Origin of the sequence: Paraglaciecola sp. T6c (assembly GCF_000014225.1) — a bacterium.
In the GTDB taxonomy this organism is placed as follows: Bacteria; Pseudomonadota; Gammaproteobacteria; order Enterobacterales; family Alteromonadaceae; genus Paraglaciecola; species Paraglaciecola atlantica_A.
In genome coordinates this window covers 2,427,336-2,442,371 of the sequence record NC_008228.1, presented here as the reverse complement: position 1 = coordinate 2,442,371, position 15,036 = coordinate 2,427,336, and the positions used below count along the sequence as shown (strand labels likewise).

Annotated in this window: 7 protein-coding genes; all 7 read right to left on the bottom strand. The window is 42.9% G+C overall.

Annotated elements, in window-relative coordinates; translation table 11 throughout:
* Positions 1-45: 45 nt before the first annotated feature.
* The gene (locus tag PATL_RS10215; protein ID WP_011574813.1) at positions 46-4,884 is read right to left on the bottom strand and encodes an NAD-glutamate dehydrogenase; all 4,839 of its coding nucleotides are present in this window, start codon (positions 4,882-4,884) and stop codon (positions 46-48) included.
* Positions 4,885-5,168: 284 nt separating this feature from the next.
* Positions 5,169-7,484: an efflux RND transporter permease subunit gene (locus tag PATL_RS10210; protein WP_011574812.1), complete on the bottom strand. Its 2,316-nt coding sequence runs from the start codon at positions 7,482-7,484 to the stop codon at positions 5,169-5,171.
* Between the two features lie 6 nt (positions 7,485-7,490).
* Positions 7,491-8,489, bottom strand: coding sequence for a YCF48-related protein (locus tag PATL_RS10205; RefSeq protein ID WP_011574811.1), 999 nt, complete (start codon positions 8,487-8,489; stop codon positions 7,491-7,493).
* Between the two features lie 58 nt (positions 8,490-8,547).
* Positions 8,548-9,915, bottom strand: a complete 1,368-nt coding sequence (locus PATL_RS10200; protein ID WP_011574810.1) for a DUF1329 domain-containing protein — start codon at positions 9,913-9,915, stop codon at positions 8,548-8,550.
* A 10-nt stretch (positions 9,916-9,925) separates the two neighbouring features.
* Positions 9,926-11,992 carry a DUF1302 domain-containing protein gene (locus tag PATL_RS10195; RefSeq protein WP_011574809.1) on the bottom strand — a complete coding sequence of 689 codons (2,067 nt, stop codon included), beginning with the start codon at positions 11,990-11,992 and terminating at the stop codon, positions 9,926-9,928.
* Positions 11,993-12,172: 180 nt separating this feature from the next.
* Positions 12,173-12,394, bottom strand: a complete 222-nt coding sequence (locus tag PATL_RS10190; protein WP_006993987.1) for a DUF2835 family protein — start codon at positions 12,392-12,394, stop codon at positions 12,173-12,175.
* Complete coding sequence (gene pepN / locus PATL_RS10185) at positions 12,394-15,018, bottom strand: aminopeptidase N (RefSeq protein WP_011574808.1); 2,625 nt, start codon at positions 15,016-15,018, stop codon at positions 12,394-12,396. Before pepN ends, PATL_RS10190 begins: the two co-directional genes overlap by 1 nt.
* Between the last annotated feature and the right edge of the window lie 18 nt (positions 15,019-15,036).

Genomic DNA, 15,036 nt, shown 5'->3' with positions numbered 1-15,036 from the left:
AAAGCCCCGGTTATCACCAGGGCATTATAGACCGTACGTTTAATATTAAGCGTTAGCGTTAATGCTAAGCAACATTAATTCACGTAATGCGACCGAAAATTTCGCAAACTCATGAGTACTACTGGTTTTGAATTCCGACATCATACTATACCAGCGCTCTAATAGAGCCTGATTATGTTCCATCCATGTACCTAAAATAATTTCTGCATCATCACATTCAAGTGCACCATTTAGCAAAACTGTTGCCAACGCACGTTGTTGCCAGTCAAGTTCTTCACGATAAGATGCTCTAGCCAATGCTTGCCAATGATTCGACACTGTTTGATGGTTTATCTGCTCCAAGAACCAATGCAATTCTAAACGCGAACCTAATTTGAAATATAAATTGGCCACCAATTTAATACTGCGACCTTCTGCTTTAGCAATTTGTGCCAAATCTAAACATGGGAACAGATTACTTAAGCTTGATACTTTGTAAGCGATATCTTTAGGTACACCTTCCTTAGTCAATCGTGTACAGTTTTCTTCAAGTTCACTGTATTCGTCTTCAACCAAATAGTCTTTTAGATTTTTAAACAAGTCAGCAAACGTCGACTTGTAACTGTCGATGGCATCTTGAATACTCATGGATTTCACGCCGTGGCGTAAATACCAACGAGATGCTCTGCGCAAAGTACGGCGCATACTTTCAAGCATCGACAGCTGAGTATTGGCACTAATTTTATTATCTAACGCTTCCACGTCTTCCCATAAAGATTCCATACCAAAGATGCCTTTAACAACACAATAGGCATTGGCAATTTCATCTATCGTGGCGCCCGTTTCTTCTTGCATACGAAAAACGAAATTCATTCCCATGTCGTTGATCAAGTTATTGGTCAACTTGGTGGCGATAATTTCTCTACGCAATGGATGTTGTTCCATTTGAGCCGCATAACGTTTTTGCAAGACTTCAGGAAAGGCGCCTATCAACAATTTTTGATGATAAGGGTTCTCAGTGATCTCAGGTATGTTGAATCGTTCTTTCAACATCATTTTTCCATAGGCGATCAATACTGAAAGCTCAGGACGGGTCAAACCTTGAGATGCGGCTAAGCGATCGGATATTTCATCATCAGTGGGAATGAATTCAATCTCACGATTTAGATTGCCTTCTTTTTCTAAGTTATGGATAAAGCGAAGTTGCTCTTTTAACTGACTACCGCCGCTTAGTTGAGTAATGGAAATAGACTCAGTTTGACGATAGCAATCTTGGATCACCAATTCGCCCACGTCGTCTGTCATTTCAAACAACAAGTTATTGCGTTGTTTCAGGGTTAGGTCCCCTGCACTAACCAGAGCATTGAGTAAGATCTTGATATTAACTTCGTTATCAGAACAATCTACACCGCCTACGTTATCAATGAAGTCAGTATTAACGCGACCACCGTTGCGGGCAAATTCAATTCGCCCAAGTTGGGTCAAACCAAGATTACCGCCTTCCCCTATGATTTTCGCTCTCACCTGAGCGCCGTTAACGCGGGTATCATCATTGGCTCTATCGCCAACTTGTGAGTGACTCTCTTTGCTGCTTTTTACGTATGTACCAATGCCGCCGTTCCACAGCAAGTCGACTTCCATCTGCAATACATTATGAATAAGCTCGTTAGGGGTCATGGTTTGTTGTTTGGTCCCTAACCATTTTTTCATTTCAGCTGTTAGCTTGATAGATTTAGATGCGCGGCTAAATACATCGCCACCTGTCGAGATCAGCGACTTATCATAATCATCCCATCCCAAGGATGGGTTTTCGAACAAACGCTTACGCTCTGCATAACTAGTTTTAATATCAGGGTCGGGATCAAAGAAGATGTGTAAATGGTTGAATGCACATATTAATTTAGTGTGCTCTGACAACAACATGCCATTACCAAATACATCACCCGCCATATCACCAACGGCGACACAGGTGAAATCTGTGGTTTGACAATCAATATCCATTTCTCGGAAATGACGTTTAACAGACTCCCATCCACCGCGCGCGGTGATGCCCATTTTCTTATGGTCGTAGCCAATACTGCCACCGGATGCAAACGCATCACCCAACCAAAAATTAAATTCTTCTGAGATCCCGTTGGCAATATCTGAGAATGTCGCGGTCCCTTTATCTGCAGCAACAACCAAATAGGCATCGTCTTCATCTAAGCGCACAACTTCTTTAGGATGAACAATATTACCATCGACGATGTTATCGGTTATATCTAACAAGCTACGGATGAAAATTTTGTAACAGGCTTGGCCTTCTTTTTGAAACGCTTCGCGACCTTGATTTAGCGGCAGATTTTTACATACAAAACCCCCTTTAGCGCCCACAGGAACAATCACGGTATTTTTAACTTGCTGCGCTTTAACTAAACCTAATATTTCAGTACGGAAATCTTCTTGTCTATCAGACCAACGCAACCCACCACGCGCGACTTTTCCGCCACGAAGGTGTACACCTTCTATACGCGGTGAATATACAAATATCTCAAATTTCGGACGAGGTAGCGGCATATCAGGGATGAGCTCAGGTAACATTTTAAATGAGGCGTAAGATTTTTCATTGCCTTGGTCATCACTTTGATAAAAGTTGGTGCGTGTTGTGGCCAAGATCAAATCCAAGTAACGACGAATAATACGATCATCATCCAGATTCGAAACATTATCTAAGTGCTTTTTCACCTCGTTCAATAAAGTTTCTTCGCGTTTATTAGAACGACGCACTTTGGGGTTATAACGTTGGTTAAACAAAGACACCAAAATTTTGGCAATATCTGGGTAATGGGCCAATGTGTTAGCGATATAGTCTTTACTAAATGAACTGCCAATTTGACGCATGTATTTGGCATACGCACGCAGAATAGTCACGTTTCTACCAGGCAAACCAGCCCCTAACACTAAACGGTTAAACGCGTCATCTTCTAATTCATTCGACCAAACCTTAGCAAAGGCATTTTGGAAAAGTGTTTGAGCACGCTCTAAGTCCATGCGATTACTGGTACTGTGCAACATGGAAAATTCCATGATCCAGTTTACTTCCCCGTCACTGGATTTCACCCGATAAGGACTTTCATCAATTACTCGCAGGCCAAAGTTTTCCAGCATGGGTAATACAGCGGATAAATGTATTGGTTCATTCTTGTGAAATAGCTTTAACTTGACGACTTCGCTGTCGTTTGTCTCTTCTTGTGGACGATAGAACAACATGTCCAAGGTGTGCTCAGCACTGAGTAACTCGATTTTTTCTAAATCAACTAACGCGGCACTAGGAACATTATGCTCTTTGTAACTTGGGGGAAACGCATCGTCGTACTTTTGTTCAAGCACTTTGCCTGCGGCTTCACCGTAGGTAGAACGAATGGTGGCGGTTAACTTATCGTTCCAACTTTTTGTGAGCTCAATGATGTTCTTTTCAATTTCCTTCACATTATATTCCGAATTGTTGTCTTTCACTCTAACGATATATTGCGTTCTGGCATACACAGATTCTGAAAAGTAAGTGGTAAACTCCACTTCTTCTTGGCTGTTAAATGACTTTTGCAGCAAAACTTGGGTGTCTTTTCGCAATTGGGTGTTGTAACGCTCTCTTGGCACATAAACCATACAAGAAATAAAACGCCCGAACACATCTTTACGCACAAACAAACGCGAAATCCCCCTTTCCTGCATTTGGAAAATACCCAAGGCTATTTGTGCTAACTCATCTTCGCTGCCCTGCAATAGCTCATCTCGGGGATAGGTTTCAATAATGTTTAAGAATGCTTTATGACCATGAGAGTCTTTTTCAAAACCGGACTTTTGACAGATGTTATCAATTTTATTTTGTAGTACAGGTACTTGCGTAGCGCTACTGTTATAAAATGAAGCGGAATAAAGGCCAATGAAGCGGTCTTCTCCTACCACATTTCCTTGAGCATCGAAGCGTTTTATACCGATGTAATCCATATACGCTGGGCGATGCACACGGGAGCGACTGTTCGTTTTAGTCAACAGTAACGGGTGATTACTTAACGCTTCTTCTCGAGCTGAAGCTGGAATATTAGATAACACTCGCTCGCGCTCACTGGCTGAGTTTTTCATCAACCCTAAACTCGATTCGTTATCGGCTAACCAACGGTAGTCTCCTTTAACCGCTTTCGCACAGTATGAGCGATATCCCATGATGGTGAAATTATGATCATTTAACCATGTTAGAAATTTTATGGTTTGCTCTTTCTGTTCTTCTGATGCCGGCGACGGGCTAGTCGGAAACGCTTCAATAATCGCATTGAGCTTATCACTCATTGCATTCCAATCTTGCACCGCCAAGAAGACTTCATTCACCACAGACATTAACTCTGTAGCGAGGGCGTCTAGAGCTTTCTTGGTTGTCTGACGGTCTACCTCAATTAAGAAAATTGTTTCCTTTTTTGCATCTTTTACTGTCTTTTTGCCATCAACGAAACCACTAAACTTATGCTCCTTATCACGTTGTAATGTGATTGGGCTGTGCAACAACAAATGAGCGGTAACACCCATTCTGTTAAGCGCCATACGCACTGAGTCTACTAAAAACGGCATGTCCTGAACCAGAATTTCAACGATAGTATGGGTGGACTGCCATCCATGCTTACCAACTTCAGGGTTGAAGACACGAATAATTTGCTTACTGGCATCAAAGTTTAAAAACTTATTCCACAGACTCAATGTTGCACCGTAAAGATCGCTGTCATTGCGATTATCAAGATCTTCTGGGGAAATATTGTTGAACAAAATACGCGAGAAATTTTTTACAAGGTCAACTTGGGATTTATCGACTTTCTTCTCAATGAGTTTGACTACGTTTTCTAACAAAACTGAATGCTGGTGTGTTGCAACCGTCATGAATTTACCTATTCCTTACTTTTATGGAAGTAACAGTGGTATTTAATCGATGCATTAACAAATTGTTACAGTGTTAGTTCTATCGACGACAATTAATGAGACTAGACAATAGACTGAGATATATACAGTTTTTAGCCTTTATAACGCTATTCTCGCTAAAATTTTCGGCCTTGAAAAGCCCTAAATTTACGCCGTATTTACAACTAATATAGTTATTTGAATTTCGAACATAAAAAAAGGCCTTACGGCCTTTTTTATGCAAATTTTTAAATAATTATGCGGAATTATTTTTGTTTGCGCCAAAACACACTGGCTAACGCGGGTAATACAATAATTGCCCCCATCATATTCACGATAAACATGAACGTGAGTAAAATTCCCATATCCATTTGGAATTTAAGTGATGAGAATACCCAAGTACTTACGCCAACGGCTAAGGTTGCACCAGTAAACAATACGGCACTGCCCCGCTCTTTAAGTGCTTCAAAGTACGCTTGACGCACAGCCATACCCGCTTTTAATTTCGCATTCATAGTCGATAAGATATAAATACCATAATCAACACCGATACCCACGCCTAGCGCAATAACCGGCAATGTAGAAACCGTTAAACCAATCTGCAAATACGTCATTAACGCCTGGGCTAAAACCGATACCACATACAAAGGAATAACCACCGCAAGTGTTGCACGTAAAGACTTAAAGCTCAGCAAGCACAATAGAATAACGGCCCCGAACACGTATAACATCATAGGATCTTGAGATGCTTCAACCGCTTCATTTTGAGCGGCCATAACCCCAATTGGCCCAGAGGCTAATTTAAATTGCAATTCAGGTGTCTCAAAATCAACACGATAGGCTTTTACCGCATCAACCACACGATTAATGGTTTCTGCTTTGTGATCTTCCATAAACAGAATAATCGGCATCACAGAACAATCACCATTTAACAAACCAGATGAGGTATCAACCCGCGCGATATCCTGAACTAAAGTCTGTTGATTGCGCGGAAGTACGCGCCATTTCGCGTTTCCTTCGTTGTAGCCCGCATTAATAATTTTAGCCACCGAGGCTAAGCTAACTGCAGATTGCACACCCTCGATATTGCTCATGCGCCATTGTAGTTCGTCAATTGAATTCATCACGTCATATGAAGTACAAGCATCTTTGGTCGCTTCGACCAGAATCGACATGTAATCAGTGCTGATTTCATATTTGTCAGTAATCAAAAACGTGTCTTGATTGTAACGAGACGATGCATGAAGCGCAGGCGCACCAGCGTGCAAATCACCAATTTTCATTTTTTGGGCTTGCATCCAACCGAAACCAAATAAGACTGCAGTGACAACGAGTATAACAATCGCCACTTTCGGGCTAGAGCATGCTGCTATCCCATCCCAAAACTTATCTGCGCGATTTTCCTTACCTGCAAATTTTTGCTTATATTTTTCGCTAAATTTAACGAAAGACATCAGCACAGGCAGCAACAATAGGTTCGTTAAAATGATTACCGCCACACCCATACTTGCCGTGATAGCAAGCTCGCGAATGATACCAATATCAATAACCAATAATGTCATAAAGCCAATCGTGTCGGACAGTAGCGCCACGCCACCAGGTATTAACAAGGTGGTAAAGGCCAGCTTAGCGGCATCAAACGAGGAACTGCCTTTAGTGACCTCTTTACCGACAGAATTGATCATTTGTACACCATGACTAATCCCAATCGCAAAAACGAGGAAAGGCACTAATATCGACATGGGGTCAAGACCAAAACCCAGTAACGTGAGCAACCCCATTTGCCAAATCACCGCAATGATTGAACACAGCAGTGGTAATACGGTCAACATCAGCGATTTACAGAAGAAATAAACGAGCACTGCGGTAATCGCAATAGCGATGGCAAAAAACACCAATACGTCTTTAGCACCATTGGCCACATCACCAATCATCTTTGCAAAGCCAATAATATGTATAGAGATATCGTCGGTTTCAAACTGACCACGAAGCTGAGTTTCGAGCTCATCCGCTAAGGCCAGAGTGTCAAGCTTCTCACCCGTTTCTGGATCCAAATCCAATAATTTTGCGTTGACCATGGCACACTGATAATCATCAGACACCAAACTGCCGACAATACCTGCTTTTTCAATATTGGATGACACTTTATCTAAGCCACGTTGCTCAGAAGAATTGAAATCAGCAGGGATAACCGGACCACCTGCAAAACCACCCTCTACAATCTCAGTAAATCGCGTTGAGGATGAAAAGAGTGATTTAACCAAAGAGCGGTCAACACCATTAATGAAAAATAACTGATCGTGTACGTCTTTCAAAGTATCAAAAAAGTTTTGATTAAAGATGTCACCGTCTTTGTCACAAACAGAGACCAAAATACTATTCGCACCACCAAAATCATTGACATGCTTCATGTAGTTTTGCATGTAATCATGATTAAGGGGGATATTCTTGGTAAAGCCCGCATCTAGACGGAGTTGTGACGATTGGTATCCGAGAAAAATAGTCGCTACCAAAAAGAGCAACAGAACGGCGATACGGTTTTTGAAAATCAAGGATTCTAAAAATTTTATAATATTACTCATGAACGACTACCGTGCTTGCTGCAAATGTTTAATGCCGTCGATCGACACTGCGATAATTTGATTGTTGAACAACACACCATTGATAAGCGCTTGGCCATCGCTTTGTTGCTTATAGTCAACATCGTCGCCCTGCATAGTCACCACGGCGCCATTATTGCCAAGCAATACCGTACGAGACTCGTCCACAGAAACAATACCATTCATGGATGCCTTGCTACCTGAGTCAACAGCTTGCCACTTTTGCAATTCACTGTTGTAACTAAATACATTTCCGCGTAGACCTGTGGCAATCAGATCGCCAGACTCGGTTTTGGCGATGTTAAAAAAGGAGCCATGATAGTCAATATCCATTCTTTTCCACGTTTGGCCTTTGTCTGAACTCATCGCTAGCAGGCCTGCTTCACCAGCTAAATAAACTTCATTGCCAGAAACAGAAACACTGTTTAAGTGAGGTAAAATAGCGGCGAGTTCTTCCTGGTAAAACGCTTCATCTTCAAGGCGTAATTCATTTAGATACTCTTGGTCAGCTTGATTCACAAATTCGGCGTGTAATTCATTACGCCATGATTTACCGCCATCTTCAGTGCGCAAAAACGCGCCATAGGCGCCAATCGCAATGCCCTCATTTTCATTGAAAAAGACAACGTCCAACAATGGGCGTTCTTGTTCTGGAGCGAAATGTTGTATTTCCCAATCGAGGCCATTGTTTTGAGTGTGTAAAATGATGAAGTCATGACCGACTGCCCAGCCTTGTTGGCCAACAAAATAAACGCCAGTCAAAGTCGATGTTGACGGTACATCCATCTGTTGCCATGCCTGACCATCATTTGAACGAATAATGTGTCCGCGTTCACCTACGGCAATAAGTTGGTCACCGCTGTGGGCGATATCAAGTAATAAAGACTGGTCAACGAGAGGGGCTTGAAAACTACTCTGAGCGGCTTGGATAGACGCTAAAGGCGCAAGTAAAACGGCAATCACTGCACTTGCAAGGGATAATTTCATAGTAATTGGGTTCCATAAAAATGAAAACGGTTGGCAAAGGCCAACCGTTTTTTCTCGATTAGCGTCTACCGGCTCGGCGCATGGCCTCAGGGGTAAATTCGCGATCTTTTAAATCTACATTAAATTCATACATTTTCTCTTCATTATCTAATCCTAAAGCGAGATAACGACGAGAGTTCAAGTCATGATAAACATCTAATGTCGACCACTGAGTAGGAACTTCATAATAGTTAATACCATGAGATATGCCTACACGATACAACTCGTTACGATTATCGTACATGTCCGCAACTTGGATCTGCCAGCTGTCTTCATCAATAAAGAACACGCGTTTTTGATAAATATGACGAAACTCAGGTTTAAGTGTCGCTTCCACAACCCAGACGCGATGTTTCTCAAAGCGTGTTAAATCTGGATTGATATGACCTGGTTTAAGAATGTCTTCGTACTTCACTTTATCACTGTGTAGGTGGTAATTATTATAAGCAACGTACAATTCTTGCTTACCTTTCAACTCCCAGTTGTAACGATCTGGGGCACCATTGAACATATCAAAGTCATCGGATGTTCTTAAGCCATCTGACGCCGTACCTGGGGCATCATATGCAACGTTAGGAGCACGACGAACACGGCGTTGACCTGTGTTGTATGTCCATGCTTGACGCGGTTCACGAATTTGGTCCATGGTTTCATGTACCAATAAAGCAGTACCGGCTAAACGCGCGGGAGACGTAACACTTTGCTTAAATTTCGAAATGACGTTTTCTTCGAGCAGTTTCTCGCGTGTCGCGTCTTTTGCGGAGTATTTTTGAATCAACTCTTCGTCAAAACCGATCACGTTGTAATCGCCAGATGCAGTCGGCGCAGCCTGACCACCAAAACGTTTTACCGTTTCACCGCGATAGCGCAAAATATGGTTCCATATTGCTTCTACCCCATTTTGCGGAATAGGAAATGGAATACCAATTGCTGCATTTTTGACGCCGTTGCCACCTTGGATTAATTCGGCCATGACCGCATTTTTAGCTGTTTCATCATACACAAACTGAGGTAATGACGCTGAACGACGGCTTTCATAAACCGGCATCTTATATGTGTCAGGATATGCCTTAAAGAGTTCTTTTTGACCATCACTTAAAAACGCTGAGTATTCTTGGTAATTTTTAGCGGTAATAGTAAACAACACTTTATCATCAGCATATGGGTCAGGGTGAAAATCACCTTCTTTATAACCCGCTGGAACTTCGGTAATACCACCGGTCCACGCAGGAATACTGCCGTCAGCGTTGCCCGCTACAACAGCACCAACTGGCGACAATTCAGCGCCTAGTTTAGCGGCTTCAGTTTCAGATACCTTGGCTTGAATCAAGCCAGAATTAAATGTTAACGCCATTGCAGACGCGACGAGAGCAAATTTTCTAATCATAATATAGCTCCTAGATAGAATACTTGATGTTAAAAGAGACATAATCACGATCCGACAGCTGGTTGGTGGTGCCTTGACCGCCCCAGAACGTGTTATAAGAAGCCGTTGCTGACCATTTGCTTAAATAATCAAACGTTAATGACGCGCTAGCTGATTTTCTATCTTCGATAAATAAGAATAATGGATCAGGCGTAATACCATTTACATCATGTGCAAAGGTGCCACGTGCTTGCAGATTAATACCAGCGAAAACGTTGTTAAATGACGCATTAGCCAGTAAGCGGTATCCCCAAGCACTCGACGTTGGGAATGGGTTTGTTTCTGGGCCATCAGACAGACCAATATGCAAACCTTCTCGGGTGTTACCATCCGCTGTTGGCTCAAGCGAAGGCGTACGCACAGAACCAGGACCATTTAGTCGAATAACATTTGGATCCGGGAAGTCTTGAATGCTGACATACCCAACTTCGCCCAACACCACTAAATTATCCGTACCCAAAGCAGGGCCAAAAATATGTGTTGCTGTGACTTGCATTTGCAATGTATCAGACTCAATGTAGCCCGTTGCCGTTTCCCCAGGCCCCGTTGTAAATCCTTGATATCCGTCTAGTTGAGAAATACCCGCTAAATCAGGACGTAAACCCGCAATCGCTAATTGCTGTGGCATCGCAGCATACAACAGTTCAACGTCATCTATCTGCAGAGGTTCATCAACACGGTACGCGATTTCCCCCGCAAGAGCTGTTGTACCTACATTGGTGTTAAAACTAAAGCCATACAGTTTCAAGTCTTCAGGATAAACAAAGCCTGTTTTCGTGAAAGCTTTAAGGTCTGTTACATTGTCTTTAGTGATTTCAGTTGTGGCCAACATACCAAGATCAGCGGCAATACTTGCAGAAGTAAAATCAGACGTTAACCCAGAGATTAATGGGCGTTGGCTGTGGTAGTTAAGCATATAGAAATTGAACTCAGTTTCGTTCAAGTCTTCTGCGTAGTAACCAATTTTTATCCCATACTGACCTTGGTCGTCTGCATCTTCATGTGCGGAATCACTATAACCACGCACAGCCACTTTAGTTGGATAAGCTAAATAGGCCTGACCTATTTGAGCTGCATCAGCACCACTTCGTAGTAAATCTCCAAGCCCGTTCAAACTTGATAACAAGAAATCCAAATCGATATCAGGGTTACCACTAAAACCTAACTGGATATTCTGCGCTTGACCGCCTTCGCCAGCAAAGTCATTGGTAGCGAAGTAACTACCTGCTTGTGGTAATCGGCTACGCTCCCACTGATACTGGTAGTACATAGACAAGCTTAAATTTTCGGTCAAACCAAACTGAGCGAATACCATCCCCACTGGAATAAAGACTTCTTTAAGCTCAGCACCTGGTGCTTGAGCACGAGAGACATCCACAGGGTTGGTTGAGTTAATACCATGCTGAATGAACGTACTTTCACCCCAGCTCACCACTTGGTCACCCACTCGGAATGTGACCGGCATATCGCCGATATAGAAATCAGAGTAGAAGTAGGCGTCTAACAAACGTACATCTGAACATAGTTCATCATTAGCGGTAGACGAAGCACAAGGGTCTTGTGTTTTACCTGTAATCGGATTCTGCCAATCCCGCGAACTATCTTTCATTTCAAAGTCGTAGAAATACATTCCACGCATGAAAACGCCCATGTTTTTGTATTGGATATCAAGTTCATGCACGCCTTTGAACAGCGTCGAAAATGGGTTTCCTTTTTCGTAGTTCAGGGTGCTTAAGTCACCATTTGTCGAGTAACCACCTGTACCTAATGCCCACACGTCAGCTGAGCTGTAAATAGGATTGGTAGCAGGGTTATAACCTGTCCAATCAAACTGTACACCGTTACTATTACCCACGCGTGAGAAATCGCGCTCTTCAACACGAATGCTGGTACCCAAAGAAAAGTTCGAGTCAAAGGTAACTGACCAATCGCCATCACTCCAACTGGCGGCTTGCGCTGGCATCATTGCTGCGCCCATAAGCCCCATCACACCTAACGCTATAGGCGACTTTTTAAACCCGAAGAATTCACGACTCATCCATACCTCCCTATTAGTTAGCACTAGGTACTAACATGACATTCAATTAAACCACTCAAATTTAACAAAATGATTACACCAAATAGCCTCGATAGCAAGTACTAATCGTACCAGTATTTAGTCGTATATCCTGTTTGTTTTCAATGTGTTGCAGTATTCATTGTATAAAAAACAAACCGACTAGACTATTTTTTCTAAGCTACTTATCTTATTAGTGTCAGTGATAATTAAGCGAAATCGGCCGTGAATGCCATTATGCTGTATGAAAGGACGTAAATTTTTAGCCGGTAATTGCACTCTTTTCCCATTGTCGGCAAGCACAATTACGTTTTGTGTACTGGTTAAATACAGGGGTTCACAGCGCTCATAACTGAGCGCTAGTCGAAAGTATAGAGTTTGCATTAGTCTGTTGTGTAGTTAAGGCTCTTGCTGACTTTTTCGATTAAATCTTTACTCAGCTCTTTGCAATCTGCGATCCGAGCTAATTGATAACGCATTAACTCTTGTCGTTTAGGATCAAATTTTTGCCATTGAGTTAATGGCGTAATGATGCGCGCAGCAACTTGCGGATTTACGCTGTTAAGCTTCAGTAGATAATCCGCTAGAAACTTGTAACCGCTACCGTCGATAGCATGAAAACCCAGCACATTATAAAAAGCAAAACTCCCCAATACCGAACGCACTCTGTTGGGGTTGTCTAAGCTGAACTTTTCGTGGCTGAGCAATAAGGGTAAACGCGCGAGTATATCGCTACGTTCCATATTGGCATGCAACGCAAACCATTTATCAAGCACAAGGGGATCATGACGCCAGCGCTCTTCAAACTTAACCATTAACTGATCAAACTGTTCAAGATTGCCATATTGAGCTGCTTTCAGTGCCCCTAGGCTATCCGTCATGTTGTCCGCCTGAGTAAATTGCGCCTGTAGTAATTCACTTGCATTAGGGGCATCACCCTGTACTAGGTAACTCAAACTCACATTACGAAGACGCCGCTTATCGACATCGTCCGCTTTATACTGGTACGCGCCAACAGCCTGTTTATTATACAAGGCAAGCCATTTGTCAGATAACGCGGTCGCAATTAAATGGCGAACGCTGCGCTGGGCATGATATAGAGCTTCCACTTGAATTTCGTCCACTTGCTGGCTCAGAGTTTCAAAGCTCGGGATACTCATCATCGCTGCAGCCAAAGCTGGTTTAGCATCAGCTAATGCAAATACGCCGCCGATGGATTCAAGCATACTGTCAAATAACGCATTATCGGGGCTGTCGGGTGCAGTGGCTAAATTGTGGATGCAACGACTGTACAAGCTTTGACTCGCATCCCAACGGGCAAATTCATCACCCGAATACAAAATTATATTGCTTAGTTGCTGATGGGTGTACGCATAATCCACTTTCACTGGCGCACTAAAATTATGCAACAAAGACGGTGTCGGCTTGGCTTTCAAACCATTAACCGAGACTGAATGCACATCTTGTGTCAATTGAATCATCTTAGCTTTTAGTTCAGGTACGGAGTCATCGCTGATGACACCCCCCTGCTCGTCCAATAACTCGAACCGAAATGGAAAGTGCAGCGCTTGCTTGGTTTTTTGATCTGCCGTAGGCGGCGTCGTTTGACTAAAGGTTATCGTATAACGACCTGTTTTATCGTCAAACTCATCGCTCACTATCACCTTAGGGGTGCCAGATTGACTGTACCAAAGCGTAAACTGACTTAAATTAACGCCCGTTGCATCTTGCATGGCCTGAACAAAATCATCGCAAGTGACCGCTTGACCATCAAAACGAGCAAAGTAAAGATCCATGCCTTTTCTGAAGCCATCCGCCCCGAGAAGGGTGTGCATCATGCGGATCACTTCAGCGCCCTTGTCGTACACCGTTACCGTATAGAAGTTGTTCATTTCGATAACTTCTTCTGGACGTATAGGATGGGCCATAGCACTGGCATCTTCTGCAAACTGATGTTCACGAATTATCTGTACATTCTTAATGCGGTTGAACACGGGTGACGACATATCAGCACTGAACTGCTGATCACGAAATACCGTTAAGCCTTCTTTTAGACTTAACTGGAACCAATCTCGACAAGTAACGCGGTTGCCTGTCCAGTTATGAAAATACTCATGCCCGATGACGGCTTCAATATTGAAAAAATCATCATCAGTAGCGGACTCTGCATCAGCCAGCACAAATTTGCTGTTGAACACGTTCAGGCCTTTGTTTTCCATAGCCCCCATGTTGAAGAAGTCCACGGCGACCACCATGTAGATATCCAGATCGTATTCTAAGCCAAACACCTGCTCATCCCACGCCATGGCTTTTTTTAGAGATGCTAATGCGTGGTGACCTTTATTCAGTGCGCCTTTATCGACGTACAACTCTAACGCAACATTACGCCCGCTTTGGGTTATAAAATTGTCGGTCAGCAAGTCGAAATCACCCGCGACCAAGGCAAATAAATAACTGGGTTTATTGAAAGGGTCTTGCCATTTTACCCAATGGCGACCGTCTTCAAGTTGGCCTTGATCAATTTGATTACCGTTTGAAAGCAAATGAGGGTAACGCGCCTTATCGGCATAAATGGTGACATCATATTTTGCCAACACATCTGGGCGGTCTAGAAAATAGGTTATTTTTCGAAAACCTTCAGCCTCACACTGAGTGCAATATGCTCCGGCAGAAAAATACAGCCCTTCCAGGGTTTTATTTTCCTCAGGGTTAATGGCGGTTTCCACACACAAGGTGAATTCATCTTCCGTAGTGGGGATTGTCAGCTGTTCACTATTCACGTCGTAGTCGCTAACTAGGCTGTCGTTAAGGACGACTTTAATCAGAGTGATGCTTTCACCGTCTAACACTAACGGGCGATTGTGCTTGCCATTTCGGCTGAATTGGCAGGTAGTAATTACCCGTGTTTTTTGAATGTCGAGGTGAAAAACCATATCGACGTGGCGAATCAAAAAATCGGGCTTTTGATAATCACTGCGTTTTTTAGCAATAGGAGATGAAACCGTCATAGTATCCTCTTAATATGA

What these genes read in the sequence shown, in the direction of transcription:
- pepN (WP_011574808.1), bottom strand. Translation starts at nt 15,018, where the DNA reads ATGACGGTTTCATCTCCTATTGCTAAAAAACGCAGTGATTATCAAAAG.
- PATL_RS10195 (WP_011574809.1), bottom strand. Translation starts at nt 11,992, where the DNA reads ATGAGTCGTGAATTCTTCGGGTTTAAAAAGTCGCCTATAGCGTTAGGT.
- PATL_RS10210 (WP_011574812.1), bottom strand. Translation starts at nt 7,484, where the DNA reads ATGAGTAATATTATAAAATTTTTAGAATCCTTGATTTTCAAAAACCGT.
- PATL_RS10205 (WP_011574811.1), bottom strand. Translation starts at nt 8,489, where the DNA reads ATGAAATTATCCCTTGCAAGTGCAGTGATTGCCGTTTTACTTGCGCCT.
- PATL_RS10190 (WP_006993987.1), bottom strand. Translation starts at nt 12,394, where the DNA reads ATGCAAACTCTATACTTTCGACTAGCGCTCAGTTATGAGCGCTGTGAA.
- PATL_RS10200 (WP_011574810.1), bottom strand. Translation starts at nt 9,915, where the DNA reads ATGATTAGAAAATTTGCTCTCGTCGCGTCTGCAATGGCGTTAACATTT.
- PATL_RS10215 (WP_011574813.1), bottom strand. Translation starts at nt 4,884, where the DNA reads ATGACGGTTGCAACACACCAGCATTCAGTTTTGTTAGAAAACGTAGTC.